Annotated in this window: 11 protein-coding genes; 3 read left to right on the top strand and 8 right to left on the bottom strand. The window is 70.9% G+C overall.

Going from position 1 to position 16,010, the window contains the following annotated elements:
• Positions 1 to 102: 102 nt before the first annotated feature.
• From AWC30_RS16375 to AWC30_RS16360, 4 genes are all read right to left on the bottom strand, one after another.
• A complete protein-coding gene (locus AWC30_RS16375; RefSeq protein ID WP_085111297.1) occupies positions 103 to 885 on the bottom strand; it encodes a polyprenol monophosphomannose synthase in 783 nt (260 codons plus the stop codon).
• Positions 882 to 2,993 carry an apolipoprotein N-acyltransferase gene (gene lnt, locus AWC30_RS16370; RefSeq protein WP_085111296.1) on the bottom strand — a complete coding sequence of 704 codons (2,112 nt, stop codon included), beginning with the start codon at positions 2,991 to 2,993 and terminating at the stop codon, positions 882 to 884. Before lnt ends, AWC30_RS16375 begins: the two co-directional genes overlap by 4 nt.
• On the bottom strand, positions 2,986 to 4,518 hold the full coding sequence (locus AWC30_RS16365; protein WP_085111331.1) for an amidohydrolase: 1,533 nt from the start codon (positions 4,516 to 4,518) through the stop codon (positions 2,986 to 2,988). The genes lnt and AWC30_RS16365 overlap by 8 nt, the downstream gene beginning before the upstream one ends.
• A gap of 69 nt (positions 4,519 to 4,587) precedes the next feature.
• Positions 4,588 to 5,064, bottom strand: a complete 477-nt coding sequence (locus AWC30_RS16360) for an FxsA family protein (RefSeq protein WP_085111295.1) — start codon at positions 5,062 to 5,064, stop codon at positions 4,588 to 4,590.
• A gap of 66 nt (positions 5,065 to 5,130) precedes the next feature.
• Here AWC30_RS16360 and AWC30_RS16355 point away from each other — a divergent pair, with 66 nt between their 5' ends.
• Positions 5,131 to 5,826, top strand: coding sequence for a dienelactone hydrolase family protein (locus tag AWC30_RS16355; RefSeq protein ID WP_085111294.1), 696 nt, complete (start codon positions 5,131 to 5,133; stop codon positions 5,824 to 5,826).
• A 6-nt stretch (positions 5,827 to 5,832) separates the two neighbouring features.
• Here AWC30_RS16355 and AWC30_RS16350 read toward each other — a convergent pair whose 3' ends face one another.
• From AWC30_RS16350 to cobN, 3 genes are all read right to left on the bottom strand, one after another.
• Positions 5,833 to 6,213, bottom strand: a complete 381-nt coding sequence (locus AWC30_RS16350) for a PPOX class F420-dependent oxidoreductase (RefSeq protein WP_085111293.1) — start codon at positions 6,211 to 6,213, stop codon at positions 5,833 to 5,835.
• Positions 6,214 to 6,230: 17 nt separating this feature from the next.
• Positions 6,231 to 7,691, bottom strand: a complete 1,461-nt coding sequence (locus AWC30_RS16345) for a flavin-containing monooxygenase (protein WP_085111292.1) — start codon at positions 7,689 to 7,691, stop codon at positions 6,231 to 6,233.
• Positions 7,692 to 7,795: 104 nt separating this feature from the next.
• Complete coding sequence (cobN, locus tag AWC30_RS16340) at positions 7,796 to 11,362, bottom strand: cobaltochelatase subunit CobN (RefSeq protein ID WP_109562111.1); 3,567 nt, start codon at positions 11,360 to 11,362, stop codon at positions 7,796 to 7,798.
• A 232-nt stretch (positions 11,363 to 11,594) separates the two neighbouring features.
• Between cobN and AWC30_RS16335 the strand changes: the two genes are divergently transcribed.
• Positions 11,595 to 11,975 (top strand): nuclear transport factor 2 family protein, encoded by a 381-nt coding sequence (locus AWC30_RS16335; RefSeq protein ID WP_085111290.1) that lies wholly within the window; start codon positions 11,595 to 11,597, stop codon positions 11,973 to 11,975.
• 25 nt (positions 11,976 to 12,000) lie between these two features.
• Entirely contained in the window at positions 12,001 to 13,164 is a 1,164-nt protein-coding gene (locus AWC30_RS16330) for a helix-turn-helix transcriptional regulator (protein WP_085111289.1), read from the top strand.
• A 196-nt stretch (positions 13,165 to 13,360) separates the two neighbouring features.
• On the opposite strand, the gene AWC30_RS16325 is transcribed toward AWC30_RS16330, so the two are convergent.
• Positions 13,361 to 15,973, bottom strand: coding sequence for a helix-turn-helix transcriptional regulator (locus AWC30_RS16325; protein WP_085111288.1), 2,613 nt, complete (start codon positions 15,971 to 15,973; stop codon positions 13,361 to 13,363).
• Between the last annotated feature and the right edge of the window lie 37 nt (positions 15,974 to 16,010).

Below are 16,010 nucleotides of genomic sequence, written 5' to 3'. Positions count from 1 at the left end.
GCAGCCCGATGATCGCGGCCGGGCCCGGACAACTGGTCGAACCCCGGCCCGGGGCACCCCGGCTACTCCGAAGACAACGGCGGAAGTGCCCGGCCGACTGAATCAGGATCGGACGGCGCCGCGCGCCCGGTCCCACCGCCCGCCGATCCCCCACCGGGCGACCTGAGCCATCGCTTCGCGGATGTTGGACCCGCTCATCTTCGAGACGCCCAGTTCCCGTTCGGTGAACGTGATCGGCACCTCGACGATGGTGAAACCGTGGTTGATGGCCCGCCAACTCAGGTCGATCTGGAAGCAGTAGCCCTTGGAGTCCACCGCATCGAGGTTGATCTCCTCGAGGACCTCGCGCCGGTAGGCGCGGTAGCCGGCGGTGATGTCGCGGATCTTGACGCCGAGCAGCAGCCGCGAATAGGTGTTGGCGGTCTTGGACAGCAGGAGCCGGCGCACCGGCCAGTTCCGCACTTCGCCGCCCTCGACGTAGCGCGAGCCGATCGCCACGTCGGCGCCGGCGTCGATGGCCTCGAGCAGCCGGTGCAGTTGCTCGGGCGCGTGGCTGCCGTCGGCGTCCATCTCGACCAACACCGAGTAGCCGCGTTCGAGGCCCCAGGCGAACCCGGCCAGGTAGGCCGCGCCGAGGCCGTCCTTGCTGGTGCGGTGCATGACGTAGACCGCGTCGGGGTCGGCCAGTGCCAGCTCGTCGGCCAGTTCGCCGGTGCCGTCCGGGCTGCCGTCGTCGACGATGAGGACGTCGACCTCCGGTGCCGCACGGCGCACCCGCCCGAGGATGAGCGGCAGGTTCTCCCGCTCGTTGAAGGTCGGGATGATCACCAGGCTGCGCCCGGTCGGGCGGGGGCGCGAATCGTCGGGCGGGCTGCCGGCGGTCATGGGGCTCCTCTGTCCGGCCCGGAGGGCTCCGGGGGCGTCTCGGTGCTGTCGGTCCCGACAGCGTCGTCGTCGGGGTCGGTGGCTCCGTTGGAGCCGGTGTCGGGTGGGGTACGGCGTGGCAGGCGCGGCGGCCAGGTCCGCAGCGAGGGTTTATTCTGCAACATCGCCGCGAGCAGGGCGGCCAACCCCAGACCGGCCAGCAGCCACTGAACAGCCGGGCCCCATCGGGTGGCCGGTGTCAGCGTGGTCTTCAGGTGGACCTGCTGGTCGAGGAAGGCCGGCTGGAAGAACTCGGTGCGGCCGAGTTCCCGGCCGTCCGGGGCGATGACGGCGCTGATCCCGGTGGTGCCGGCGACGACGACGTAGCGGTCGTGTTCGACCGCGCGCGCCTTGGCAAAAGCCAACTGCTGGGTGCTCATCGCGGCGTCGAAGGTGGCGTTGTTGGTCGGCACCACCAGTAGTTGTGCCCCGTTGCGCACCGATTCGCGCGGCGCGCGGTCGAAAATGATTTCCCAGCAGGTGGCGACGCCGACCGGCACGCCCGCGGCCTGCACCACCCCGGTGCCCTCGACCGGGACGAAATAGCCGGCACGGTCGGCGTAGGCGGACAGGTGCCGGAAGAAGCCGCGCCAGGGCAGATACTCACCGAACGGCTGCACGATCTGTTTGTCGTGGCGGTCGGTGGGCCCGACGGCCGGATCCCAGACCAACACCGAGTTCGTCGACACCGGGTTGTCGGCGGTCCAGCCGGGTGCGCGCAGCACCGTGCCGACCAGGATCGGCGCGCCGATGACCCGGGCGGCCATGGTGATCTGCTCGGCGGCGTCGGTGTTGGTCAGCGGGTCGATGTCCGAGGCGTTCTCCGGCCAGACCACGAATTGCGGCTGCGGGGCGTGCCCGGCGTGGACCTCCTCGGCCAGCCGCAGGGTCTGCTGGACATGATTGTCGAGCACTTCGCGGCGCTGTTCGTTGAAGTCGAGTCCCAGCCGCGGCACGTTGCCCTGCACGGCGGCCACGGTGACCCCGGGGGTGTTCTCCGCTCCGGACCCGGCGCGGCGCACGGTGGGCCAGACCGCGACCGCGCTGAACAGCACCAGGCAGATGCACACGCCGGGCAGCACCACCGCGGGCGGCGCCCCGGTCTTCTGGGTCTGCGGGTCCTGGCGCCACCAGTGGATGATCTCGACGGCCAGCGCGGTCATCGCGCAGCCGAGCAGCACGATCGCGGCCGACAACAGCGGGATACCGCCGAGCGAGGCCAACGGTAGGAAGGGGCCGTCGGTCTGGCTGAACCCGATGACGCCCCAGGGGAACCCGCCGAACGGGAAGACGGATTTGAACCATTCCTGCAACGCCCAGACGCCGGCGAACCAGATCGGCCAGCCGGGCAGCGAACGCACCAGGACCGCCCCCAACCCGAACAGCGCCGGGAAGAGCGCACAGACCAGCGCCAGCACCAGCCAGGGCACCGCGCCGACCAGCCCGCTGATCCACGGCAGCAGCGGAATGTAGAAGACCAGGCCGAACAGCAGTCCGTAGCCGAATCCACCGGCCGCGGTGGTGTCCGGACGGGTCAGCACCCAACTGAGCAGCGCCACGGCGACCACCGCAGCCCACCACCAGCTCCACGGGGGGAACGCGGTGCACAGCAGCGCCCCCCCGGCGACGGTGGCGATCAGCCGGGGCAGCCGGGGCACGGTCGCGACACCGAGGCGGGCGAGCCGGGCCAGGCCCGCATGAGCCGCCCGGTTCAGCAGCTGCAGCAGCGCACTGAGCCAGCCCGCGACGACGGACCCGGCCCGCGCGGCCACCCCAGGGATCGCCGGCCCACCGGTCTCGCCGGCGCCGTCGCCGTGGTCCGACTCGTCCCGGCCGGTCTCGTCGCCGGTGTCGGTGTCGTCCGAGTCAGTGTCGGCGTCGGTGGTGTCGGCGGCGTCAGTGTCGGTGGCGGTGTCGTCGTCGCTCGGTTCGGGCAGCGGTTCGGGGTCGCCGACCGGGTCGTAGTCGGTGTCCAGTTCGAAATGCGCGGAATCCTGCTCATCGCCGTCGCGCACCACCGGGATGATTTCGGTGGCCTCGTGGCGGCGCCACCTCGATCGTTCAGCCATGGATGACCACACCCCGGTGGACCGTGCTCCGGCAGTGCGGCAGTGGCGCATCGGCTCCCAGTTCCGGCAATGCCGGCACCCGCGACCGCGGATCGGTCGACCAGCGTTGCACCGCGTCGCGCGGCGCGCTGACGGCGAGTTCCCCGGTGTCCCAGATCGCGTAGGAGGCCGGGGCCCCCGGTGCCAGGGTCCCGGTCAGGCCGTCGTGGACACCGGCCGCCCGCCATCCGCCCCGGGTGGCGGCCGCGAAGGCGGCGCGGGCCGACAGGGCACTGCCCTCGGTGCAATGGGTGGCGGCCGCTCGCACGATCGCCCAGGGGCTCAGCGCGGTGACCGGGGCGTCGGAACCGAAGGCGAGGGGCACGCCTTGGGATGCTAACAGCGCGAACGGGTTGAGGTTACCGGCGCGTACCGGCCCGAGACGCTGCGCATACATCCCGTCCGGGCCGCCCCAGCGCGCGTCGAAACCGGGTTGCATGCTCGCGATCACGCCCCAGGAGCCCAGCCGAGCGGCCTGCTCGGCGCTCACCATCTCCAGATGCTCCACCCGGTGTCCGCAGCGTGCGAGCGCCGGGACGCCGAACCGGTCGACGGCGCGGGCCAACCCGGCCACGACCGCGCTGACCGCGGCATCCCCGATCGCATGGAATCCGGCGGTCACGCCCGCTTCGGTGCAGGCCAGCAAGTGATCGGCGATGCCGTCGGCATCCAGGTGACACGACCCGGTGCAGTCCGGGGCGTCAGCGTAGGGCTCGTGCAGCCACGCGGTGCGCGACCCCAGCGAACCGTCGACGAACAGGTCGCCTGCCAAGCCGGCCGCACCGGTCTCGGCCAGCAACTCGGTGGCCTGCGCCGCGGTGCGCACCGGTTCTCCCCAGTAACCGGTCACCTCCACGCCGTGGTGGGTGTCGCGCAGCTCCCGCCAGTCGTCCAGCCCACCGATGTCGGGACCCGCACATTCGTGTACGGCGACGATGCCGGCGGCCGCGGCCGCGTCCAGCGCCGCGGTCCGGGCGGCGGCGCGTTGGGCGGCGGTGAGCAGGCTGCGGGCGACGGCCCGCACCCGGTGGTGGGCGTCGCCGGTCAGCGGCCGCTGCGCACTGTGACCGGCCGCAGCGTCGAGCCCGGGCACGCGGTCCCGCAGCGCACCGGAGACCAGCGCGGAATGGACGTCGACGCGGCTGAGGTAGGCCGGCCGACGGCCGAGCACCGCATCGAGGTCGGCGGTGGTGGGTGCGACGGGCTCGGGCCAGTCGCTCTCGTCCCAACCATGGCCCCAGATCGGTGCGTCGGGGTGGGCGGCGGCGTATTCGGCGAGCAGGTCGAGGCAGTGCTCACGGGAGGTGGCCCCGCCCAGGTCCAGGCCGGTCAGGGTGAGCCCGGTGGCGGTGACGTGGATGTGGCTGTCGACGAAGCCGGGGGCGACGAAGCCGCCGTCGAGGTCGACGATCTCCGCGTGGGGGAACTGCTCACGGGCGACCGGGTCGGAGCCCAGCCAGGCCACGACGCCGTTGCGGACCGCCATCGCGGTCGCGTCGGGGTGCGTGGGGCTGTGGATGCGCCCACCGAGCAGCAGTGTGGTCACGCCGCAAAGTTACGGGGTGCCGCCGGCGGGCAGGGCAGGCGGTGCGACCCTGGTCGCTGTCCCGGCCGGTTCCGGGACCACCTCGCCGTCGATGACCTCGCCGTCGACCACCGGGGACGCGCTTCGGCCAGCGGCGGAGCGGGTGATGCGGCCGAGGGCCACTGCGCTGAGCACCGGGCGGGCGGCCGCGCGGGTGGGCGGCAACAGCAGCGCGATCCCGGCGACGCTGCTGGCCAGGCCGGGCACCACGACCAGAACCGCCCCGATCGCCACCAGAGCACTGTCGGTGAGCGTGCGGGCCGGGTCGCGCAGCCCGCGCACCAGTACCAGCGCCTGCCTGCGCAACTGCGCCCCGGCGATGAGCAGGCCCAGCAGAAAGGTCCCCAGCAGGACCAGGACGGTCCAGCCGGCGCCGATCGTGGCGACCAGGACGATCAGCACGACGGTTTCGACCAGCAGGTAGGCCAGCAACACCCGGGACAGCATGTGAGGACAACGTCGGGCCGTCCGCCGGGGTTCCGCGGCGCGCGGTGAACGCCTACGTTGACTGCTGTGACGACTATCACCGTGGATTGCCCGGACGGTCCCATCGATGCCCTGCTGGACCGGCCCGCCGGCGACGGGCCCTTTCCCGGCGTGGTGGTGATCCACGACGCCTTCGGCTACGGGCCGGACAAAGAAGCGATCTCGGCGCGCATCGCGGCGGCGGGCTATCTGGCCATCACCCCGAACCTGTACGCCCGGGGCGGGCGGGCGCGCTGCATCCCGCGGGTCTTCCGCGAATTGCTGACCCAGCGCGGCCGTGCACTCGATGACATCCTCGCCACCCGCGATCATCTGCGGGCGCTGCCGGAGTGTTCCGGGCGGGTCGCGGTGGCCGGATTCTGCATGGGCGGGCAGTTCGCGCTGGTGCTCGCGCCGCAGGGGTTCGCCGCGACCGCACCGTTCTACGGCACCCCGCTGCCGCGCCGACTCGACGAAGCGCTCAGCGGCGCCTGCCCGGTGGTGGCCAGCTTCGGCCGGCGCGACCCGTACGGGATCGGCGCGCCGGCCCGACTGCAGCGCGCCGTCGAGGCCAACAACGTGACCGCCGACATCAAGGCGTACCCGGGGGCCGGGCACAGCTTCGCCAACCGGCTGCCCGCCCAACCACTGCTGCGGATCGCCGGGTTCGGCTACAACGAGGCCGCCACCGAGGACGCCTGGCGGCGGGTGTTCGCCTTCTTCGGCGAGCACCTGCCCGCTTAGGACCGCTCAGGCGGCCCGCAGTTCGAGCCCGATGTTGTTGCGCATGCCGCCGCGTAGTTTGCTGACGAAGTTGAAGGCCCGTCCCATCAATCCGTAGCGCTTGCCGAGCGCGTCGTAGACGGCGCCGGTCTCGGCCGGATCGAGGATCGCGGCGACGGCCTCCACGGCAGCCCCCCTGGGGCGACCGCGCACATCACAGGGAGCCAGGGTCACCCGCGCGGTGTTACGGATCCGCTTGACCTTCCAGGCGTCGGCCCGGGTGATCACCAGCAGCCGGTCGCCGTCGGGAGCGGCCCAGATCGGCGTCGGCTTGGGTCGGCCGTCCTTGGTGAAGGTGGTCAGCAGGATGTAATCGGCGCGAGAAACCTCAGCGAAAGTCGGGGCCACGACCCCAACCTACCCGGTCAGCGCACCTCGAAATCGGCGAGCTCCGGCCGGCGCAACAACTCGCGGTGGCGTTGCGGGGTCCACGGGAACAGCTCTGGAAGGCCGTCCTTGCCCAGATACCAGCTGTTACAACCGGTAACCCAGACCGTCTGCGGCATGGCGGATTTCATCTCGTCGTTGTAGCGCACGGTTGCGCGTTCGGTGGGCGCCGCGGCGGTGATCGCGCCGCTGCGGATCCGGTTGATCCACCACAGCGCGTAGTCCGCCTGATCCTCGGCGATCGGCACCAGCGACTGGTTGCCGATCGGTGAATGCGGCCCCATCAACATGAACAGGTTGGGGAACCCGGGCACCGCCACCGAGCGGTAGGCGTGCGGGCCCTCGGCCCACACCTCATCGAGGCTGCGGTCCTGCTCGCCGGTCACCTGCATCGGGCGCACATAGGCCCGGGCGTCGAATCCGGTGGCGTAAACCAACACATCCAGTTCGTGCAGCGCGCCGTCGGCGGTGACCACACCGCGCGGCTCGATGCGCTCGATCGAGTCGGTGACCAGGTGCACATCGGGCTTCTGCACCGCCCGGTAGAAGTGCCCGGCGGCGATCAGCCGCTTGCACAACGGCTGATCGGTCGGGGTCAACTTGGCCCGCAACTGCGGGTCGCGTACCGACAGGCGCAGGTTCCATCGGCATACCGCCTGGACGATGCGCCGCTGTGCCCCGGGCTGGACCACCGCCCGCCCGAACAGGGACCGGAAGAAGGCGCCCCACCCCCGGTAGCCCACCGTGCTCAACGCCGGCCACCGGCGCAGCACCGCCCGGCTCAGCGCCGAGTAGCGCGGGTTGGGCATCGGGTAGATCCACTGCGGGGTGCGCTGGAACATGGTCAGCTGTCGCACGTTGCCACCGAGTTCGGCGACGATCTGCACACCGGTGGAGCCGGTGCCGATCACCCCGATCCGCTTGTCGGTCAAGGGCACGCTGTGATCCCAGCGCGCGGAGTGAAACGCCGGCCCGGCGAACGACTCCCGGCCGGCGATGTCGGGGTGGCGGGGAACCCGCAGCACCCCGGTCGCGGTGACCAGCACGTCGAAGGCTTCCTCCGCGCCGTCGCCGGTGGTCAGCCACCAGCGTTGCTCGCGGTAGCGCGCCGAGGTCACCGCGGTGTTGAACCGGATGTGCGCCCGGATACCGCGCTCGTCGGCGACCTGCTGGAAATAGGCCTGGATCTCGTCCCCGGGCGGCAGCAGCCGCGACCAGTCCGGGTTCGGCCGAAACGAGTAGCTGTAATAGCGGGACGGGACGTCGCAGGTCAAGCCGGGATAGGTGTTGTCCCGCCAGGTTCCGCCGACGTCGTCGGCCTGTTCGAACACGGTGAACGTGTCGATGCCGGCGTCGCGCAGCTTGATCGCCATACACAGCCCGGACATGCCCGCCCCGATGATCGCGACGCGCACCGGTCGAGGCCTGGTGTCGCCCATCTGACCCTCCCGTCGGGTGAAGCCAGGTGCTGCCGCCGATGATGCCACCGTTGTCCGGGGCTCACGTGCGGATCGATGCGATCCGGTTCGGCCGGGTTCGCCGGTCAGCCCTCGAGGTCGCCCTCGGTCTCCAGCATCACCTGACGCAGCCGGTCGAGGGTGTCCTCCGGCGGTGCCGCCCACATGCCGCGGCCGGCGGCCTCCAGCAGCCGTTCGGTCATGCCGTGCAGTGCCCACGGGTTGGATTCGGCCAGGAATTTGCGGTTCTCGTCGTCGAAGACGTAGCTCTCGGTGAGCTGCTCGTACATCCAGTCGGCCATCACGTGGGCGGTCGCGTCGTAACCGAACAGGTAGTCGACGGTGGCGGCCATTTCGAACGCCCCCTTGTAGCCGTGCCTGCGCATCGCCGTCATCCAGCGGGGGTTGACCACCCGCGCCCGGAAGACCCGGGTGGTCTCCTCCGACAGCGTGCGGGTGCGGATCGCGTCAGGTCGCGTGTTGTCGCCGATGTAGGCGGCCGGGTCGCGTCCGGTCAGCGCGCGCACCGTCGCCACCATCCCGCCGTGGTACTGGAAGTAGTCGTCGGAGTCGGCGATGTCGTGTTCGCGGGTGTCGGTGTTCTTGGCCGCCACCACGATCCGCCGGTAGTTGCGGTTCATGTCGTCGGCGGCGGGCACCCCGTCAAGACCGCGGCCGTAGGCGAAGCCGCCCCATGCGGTGTAGACCTCGGCCAGGTCGGCGTCGTCGCGCCAGTTGCGGGAATCGATCAGCTGCAGCAGCCCGGCGCCGTAGGTGCCCGGCTTGGAACCGAAGATCCGAGTGGTGGCGCGGCGCCGGTCACCGTGGGCGGCCAGATCGGCTTGGGTGTGGGCGCGCACGTAGTTGTCCTCGGCGGGTTCATCGAGCCCGGCGACCAGCTGCACGGCGTCGTCGAGCATCGCCACCACGTGCGGGAACGCATCGCGGAAGAACCCGGAGATCCGCACGGTGACGTCGATGCGGGGCCGGCCGAGCTCAGCCGGCGCGATCGGCTCCAGATCCACCACCCGGCGGGAGGCGTCGTCCCAGACCGGCCGGACGCCGAGCAGGGCGAACACCTCGGCGATGTCGTCACCTGCGGTGCGCATCGCCGAGGTCCCCCACACCGACAGCCCCACCGACTCCGGCCACCGGCCGTGGTCCTGCCGGTAGCGCGCCAGCAGCGAATCCGCCATGGCCACCCCGGTTTCCCAGGCCAGCCGCGACGGAATCGCCTTGGGGTCCACCGAGTAGAAGTTGCGCCCGGTGGGCAGCACGTTGATCAGCCCGCGCAGCGGCGAGCCGGACGGGCCGGCCGCGATGAACCGCCCGTCGAGGGCCCGCAGCACCTGCTCGATCTCGGCGGCGGTGCCGGCCAGTCGGGGAACGACCTCGGTGGCGGCGAAGCGCAGCACCGCGGCGACGTCCGGATCGTCGGTGAGGTCGGCAACCGCGTCGGGGTCCCAGTCGCGGTCGGCCAGCCCGGCGACCAGGGCGCGGGCCCGCTGTTCGACCTCGTCGACGCTGACCCGTTCGGCGCTGCCGTCCTCGGCCAGGCCGAGCGCCTGGCGCAGCCCGGGCACGGTCTGTTCGCCGCCGAACAGTTGCCGCGAGCGCAGGATCGCCAGCACCAGGTCCAGTTGCTGCTCCCCCGTCGGCGTCTGGCCGAGGATGTGCAGGCCGTCGCGGATCTGAACGTCCTTGATCTCGCAGAGCCAGCCGTCGACGTGCAGCAGCATGTCGTCGAACTGTTCATCGTCGGGGCGTTCCTCCAGGCCCAGGTCGTGGTCCATCTTGGCGGCGCGGATCAGTGTCCAGATCTGCTGGCGGATCGCGGGCAGTTTGCCGGGGTCCAGGGCGGCGATGTTGGCGTGCTCGTCGAGCAACTGCTCCAGCCGCGCGATGTCGCCGTAGCTCTCGGCGCGGGCCATCGGCGGGATGAGGTGGTCGATCAGCACCGCGTGGGCGCGGCGTTTGGCCTGGGTGCCCTCGCCGGGGTCGTTGACCAGGAACGGGTAGATGAGCGGCAGGTCACCGAGTGCGGCATCCGGGCCGCAGGAACCCGACATGCCCAGCGTCTTGCCCGGCAGCCACTCCAGGTTGCCGTGCTTGCCGAGGTGGACGATCGCGTCGGCGCGGAACCCGTCCGGGAAGTCGGTGCCCAGCCAGCGGTAGGCGGCCAGGTAATGGTGGCTGGGCGGCAGGTCGGGGTCGTGGTAGATCGCCACCGGGTTCTCCCCGAACCCGCGGGGCGGCTGGACCATCACCACCACGTTGTCGGCGCGTAGTGCGGCGATGACGATCTCGCCGTCCGGGTCGCGGCTGTGGTCGACGAACAGCTGCCCCGGCGGCGGGCCCCAGTGTGCCTCGACGGCGGCGGCGAACTCGGCGGGCAGGGTGGCGAACCAGGCGCGGTAGTCCGCGGCGGGCACCCGGATCGGGTTGGCCGACAGCTGCCCCTCGGTGAGCCAGTCGGGGTCCTGGCCGCCGTGTTCGATCAGGGTGTGCATCAGGGCGTCGCCGTCGCCGGCCGCCACGCCGGGCAGCTCCCCCACCCGGTAGCCGTGCTCGCGCAGCGCGCTGAGCACCGCGATGGCACTGGCCGGGGTGTCCAGTCCGACCGCGTTGCCGATGCGGGCGTGTTTGGTGGGGTAGGCGGAGAACATCAGCGCCACCCGCTTGTCGGCGGCGGGGACGGCGCGCAGCCGGGCATGGCGCACCGCCAGCCCGGCGACCCGCGCGCAGCGTTCCGGGTCGGCGACGTAGGAGATCAGGCCTTCGTCGTCGATCTCTTTGAACGAGAACGGCACGGTGATGATGCGGCCGTCGAATTCGGGGACCGCGACCTGGCTGGCGACGTCGAGGGGTGACAGGCCGTCGTCGTTGGCTTCCCACTGAGCGCGGGACGTGGTCAGGCACAACCCTTGCAGGATCGGGATATCCAGCGCGGCAAGGTGTTCGACGTTCCAGGACTCGTCGTCCCCGCCCGCCGTCGCGCCTGCGGGTTTGGTGCCGCCGGCGGCGAGCACGGTGACGATCATGACGTCCGCCCGCCCGAGGGTCTCCAGCAGCTCCGGCTCGGCGGTGCGTAGTGAGGCGCAGAACACCGGCATCGACGTGCCGCCTGCCGCCTCGATCGCCGCGCAGAGCGCGTCGACGTAGTCGGTGTTGCCGGCCAGGTGCTGGGCACGGTAGTAGAGCACCGCGACCGTGGGCCGGCCGCCATCGGCGGGCTCACGGGTGACCCCCCAGGTCGGGGTGCTCACCGGCGGGGCGAACCCGACGCCGGTCATCAGCACGGTGTCGCTGAGGAAGGCGTGCAGCTGCTGGAGGTTCTCCACCCCGCCCTGGGCGAGGTAGAGGTGGGTCTGCAGGGCGGTGCCTGCCGGCACCGTGGAGCGGTCGGTCAGGTCGGCGTCGGGCGACTGCTCACCGCTGACCAGCACCGCGGGCACCCCACTGGCCAGCACGGCGTCGATCCCCTCCTCCCAGGCGCGGTAGCCGCCCAGGATGCGCACCACCACCACGTCGACGCCGGTGAGCAGCTCCGGCAGTTCGTCGTCGAGCAGCCGCGCCGGGTTGGCCCAGCGGTAGTCGGCGCCGCTGGCGCGGGCGGTGATCAGGTCGGTGTCGGAGGTCGACAGCAGCAGAATGCGGGCGGGGGCTTCGGGGGCAGCGGACACGCCTAATTCCTACCCCACCGCCGCCGGTGCCGCGCCACCCTGATCGCTCCGCGATCTCATCCGAACGGGTGAGACCGGGCCGGCGATGCCGAGAAATCGGGTAGCCGACTGCTCTACGCCGCGGACGCGGCCCGCACGATAGTCAAAACGTCAGCAACACCGAAAGAACGTCGGTCCGGATCCAGCCGAGGAGGGACACCCGATGTCACACACCGACACCGTCAAGAAGGCCTACGAGATGTTCCACGCCGGCGACGTGGCGGGCATGAAGGATCTGTTCGCCGATGACGCCGTCTGGCACTCCTCCGACGAGGTGCCCCTCGGCGGCGCGCTGCACGGCTCCGACGCCATCATCGACATGATGACCCGGATCCCGGAATACTGGACCAGCGTCATACTCGAGCCGAACACCTACCTCGAGGCTGGCGAGCGTGTCGTCGCCTTGGGGACGCAGCGGTTCACCAACGCCCAGGGCACCGCGGAGACGCCGTTCGCCCAAGTGCTCGAATTCGACGGCTCGGGCAAGGTCGTCCGCAGTGACCTCTTCGGCGACACCGCGAAGATCGCCAGGCTGCAAACCTGACGGAGCGTCGGCTCAGCCACTCGCCATGTTCGAGGACTTCTCCCGGCTGGTATCCGGGATACACGCAACGGTTTTGACACCGTCGCTGTGGGATGGGGTGCTCGCCGACATCGGACGTGCGGTCGATCAATCCGATACGGCCCTGGTGGTCCACCGCGACGGTGGACCGCGCCGCATCGAACATGCGAACCTGCCGTTTTCCGCAGCGCAGGCTTACAACGCCCACTACGCGTTGCGGGACCCGATCATGGCGACGGTCGAATCCGGTCCGGTCGGCACGCTGCGTACCCGATCTGAGATGGTCGGAAAAGTCGGCCGGACCGAAATCGACGCCGACTGGTGTCGACCGAACGCGTTCGACGAGATCTACTTCCTGCATCTCACCGGCGCCCCGACAGCGGCGACCCTGGCGCTGCGATTGCCGAAACGCTCGGGCGTAGCCGGGCCGACCGACCCCACCGCGTTGCTGTGTTCTCTGGCGCCGCATCTGGCGCAGGCGTTCCGAACCCGACAGCACCTCGATGACCTCGGCTACCGCAACAGCGACTTGAGCCAGGTGTGCGAGTCCCTGCAGCGCGGGATCCTCATCCTCGCGGCCGGACGTGGTGTCGTCTACGCCAACTCCGAAGCGGAGCGCTTGCTGCGTCGCGATGACGGCCTACGAATCAGTTTGGCGAAACTGGAATCCTCGCAGCGCGACTCAAGGGAGCCCACCGGTACGTTCCTGTGCGCCCGGCCGTCCGGGAAGCGGGCATACGTCCTGCACGTGGTGCCGATGACCTCCACCGTGGAGGACCAGCGCTCTTCGTGGCGGCGGATGGTCGTCATCGTCGACCCCGACGTCGAACGAGTACCGAGCGCGACGTTACTGCGCGAACTCTACGGTTTGACCGTAAGTGAAGCCCAGGTTGCCGTCCTTGTCGCCCAAGGCGGCGACCCCAAATCGATAGCCGAAACCCTGTCGGTCTCGCTGGCAACCGTGAAAACCCATCTGCAGCACGTTTTCGACAAAACCGACACCCATCGTCAAGCGGACCTGGTCCGGCTCCTGCTTCAGCACGAGCCGGACCGTGACGCCGCGAGAAATCGTGACGTCACAAGTGACCCATCTCGCGTGCCATCCGGGCCGCCTCAAGAAAATTCGGTTCACGTTGCGGGACGTACAGTGTCGAGCCCCGCCGTCGACTGATCCGATGGGCGGTTGCACGCACCCGGCGTGCCGGAAAAACCTGAAACATGTTGAATTCCTTTCCTTGCGAAGTTCTTCCACAAGAAAAGCACCGCTACCGATCGAATTCCTCATCCAGACAGAGGAATTCGACACCACAATTCTTACCCTGCGGCGCCGAGGCGTGCCGCAAAGCCAGCAGAATTGAACGCGGGGCTCACCGGCGTACCGGTCCTCTGCCCAGCAATGCGGCCAGCTGGTCACGGTGCTCGATCCCGAGTTTGGTGTAGATCCGGTAGAGATGACCGTCGACGGTTCGCACCGACAGTGAGAGCCGTTCGGCCATCTCGCGGTTCGACAATCCCTCTGCGGCAAGCGATGCGATCTCGCGTTCGCGGCCGGTGAGCGGCAGCGGCCGGATCGCCGCGCTGACGGCCGGGCTGGCGAGCCCGCATACCTCGGCTCCCAGCCGCGCCCGACCCATCGAGGCCAGCGCCTTCGCCCGGTCGCCGTTCCGCTCGTGCTCGGTGGCGGCGTGGGCCGCCGCGTCGGCCGCCAGAGCCAGCGCGCCCGTCGCGATGAACCCGCTCGCCGCCCGGTCCAGCGCGTCGCCGTCGTGGCGCGCCAGGGCGGTCGCGTGGAGCGCCGTCGCGGCCGCCAACGGGGTGGCCAGGGCGTGCGCGAGCTGCCCCAGCCGGGGCGTACAGCCCCGGTCGCCGAAGCGGACCGAGGTGTGCAGCGCCCGAAGCTCGAGCGTGTCCATCCCGGAACGTCGGGCGGCCCGCGCGGCCCGGGTGGCATGCATCCGCGCCGCGGTCGTCTGGCCGCGGGCCGCCTGCTCCCATGCTCGGCCCAGTTCGAGTTCCGGCCGGAAAACCGCGAGGTGCTCTCCGTTGGCCGCCTCGGCTCGGCATACCGCTTCGGCGGCTGCCGCAACGTCACCACGGGCGCCTTCGAACTGTGCCAGCCAAGCGGCCACCGGCAGTTGCCACACCGAGCCGCCCGGCAGGACCGCCCGACACGCCCGCAGGTGTTCGACCGCTGCAGGCAGTGCACCGCGGGCCTGGTCGACCAGCCCGTGCATCGCCTCCACCAGGGCGTCGGCCTCCGAGACCCCGGCCGCCATCAGGGCGTAGCGTCGTACCGCCTGCTCCGCGGCGTCGAGGTCGCCCGCCGCGGTCGCGGCTGCCACCTCGGCAAGCCCGAGCAGGAAACGGTGCGGGCCGCCGCCGCCGGCACCGGTCGCCTGCAGTCCCGCCGCGACGACAGGTGCGACCTCGCTGAATCGGCCGGTGAGGCCCAACGCGTACACGGTTGCCGCCGCGGCCCATCCCAGCGCCGGTGCCGCGGCCGCGGTGTCGCAGCGCGCCGGCCCGGTCATGGCCGCGGTGGCGACATCGCCGGTGAAGAACGCGAATGCGAGTTGAAGGGCGGCGACCGCTCCATCGGCCGTCGCCGGGTCGCCGCAGTAGCCGGGCACCGCAGCCAGGGCGCGGCGGGCTCGATCCACCTCGCCACAGCCCCAGAACAGGTTCGCCGATCGCAACACCGCCCAGTTGAGCGCCGCAGGTCCGTCGCCCGTACCGGGTTCCGCGGCCTGCAGCACCTCGTCGGCCTCCGCGCCGCGCGCCTGCCAGCTCAACGCCTCGGCGAGGGTCAGCGCGGGTCCCAGACCACCACCGTGAGCGACGGCGAAACGGGCCAGTTCCTCGGCGTGGCGGAGGTCCGACAGCGTCAACGCCTGTCCGGCCGCTGTGGCGATCACATCGAGATCGGGGGGAAGATCGCTGCGGATCAGGTACTGGGCCAGCCGGATACCGCCGCGCGCATCGGGCAGCCGGGGCCGCCCGGACCCCGCTCGCAGCTGCTCCCGCAAAGCGTGGGCGAGCCGGCCGTTGATCTCCCGGGTGCGCACCGTACCGGCCAGCCGCATCGCCACCTCGCCGATGACCGGGTGGTTGAGTCGGGCCACCGTGTCCGTGCCGTCGGCGACCAGATGGATCATCCCGCGTCGTTCCAGCCGACCGACCGCCTCGCCGTCACAGAGTTCCCGCAGGACACCCCAATCCAGCAGCTCCGCGACCGCCAGGACCTCGACGGCGGTACGTTCCTCGTGGGTCAGTGTCCGCAACCGGAATTCCAGCAGGTCGTGGAGTTCGTGGTCGGCGTTCAACGGCCCGCCCAGCTCCCAGCGGTCATCGACCCGGCGCAGCACCCCCGATTCGCGTCCCGCGCTGAGCAACCCGCGCAACAGCAGCGGATTGCCGGCGGTACGCCGCTGCAGTTCGGCGACCAGCCGGTTCTCGACGGGTCCGCCGAGGACCGCACGGGCGAGCACCGCGGTCTGTTCGGTGGTGAACGCCGCGAGGTGCACCCCGGTGAGCAGTCCCTCTTTGAGTAATGCGGTGACCGCGTCGGGCGGATCGGTTCCGGCGCCGAGCGTCACGATCAGCCGCACCGCGTCGCTCACCGCGAGCTGGTAGGCCAACGCCGCCGAGAGCGGATCGAGTAGGTGGGCGTCGTCGAGAACCAGCACGAGGTTCGGCTGGCGGGACAGCGCCCGCTCGGCTTCGGCCAACATCTCGGCGGGGTCCTCGGCGGTGTCGACCGTCAGCGCCCGGGAGAACGCACCGAGCGGGACGGCGCTGCCGCCGCGGGTGCCCAGGACGAACCGGACCTGCTGCCCACGCCGTTGCAGCGTGTCCGCCAGCCCACGCGCCAACGTCGACTTGCCCACTCCGCTTTCGCCGACCAGCGCCACGCCGCGACCGGTGACCACGCCGTCGAAGGCCGCCATCGCGCGGGCGAACTCCGGCTCGCGGGCCACCATCGGCCAACCCGGCGCTGGTACCGCGTCCTGCTCCACC

The organism is Mycolicibacillus trivialis, assembly GCF_002102395.1.
Classification (GTDB): domain Bacteria; phylum Actinomycetota; class Actinomycetes; order Mycobacteriales; family Mycobacteriaceae; genus Mycobacterium; species Mycobacterium triviale.
This window is presented reverse-complemented; position numbering and strand designations above follow the sequence as displayed.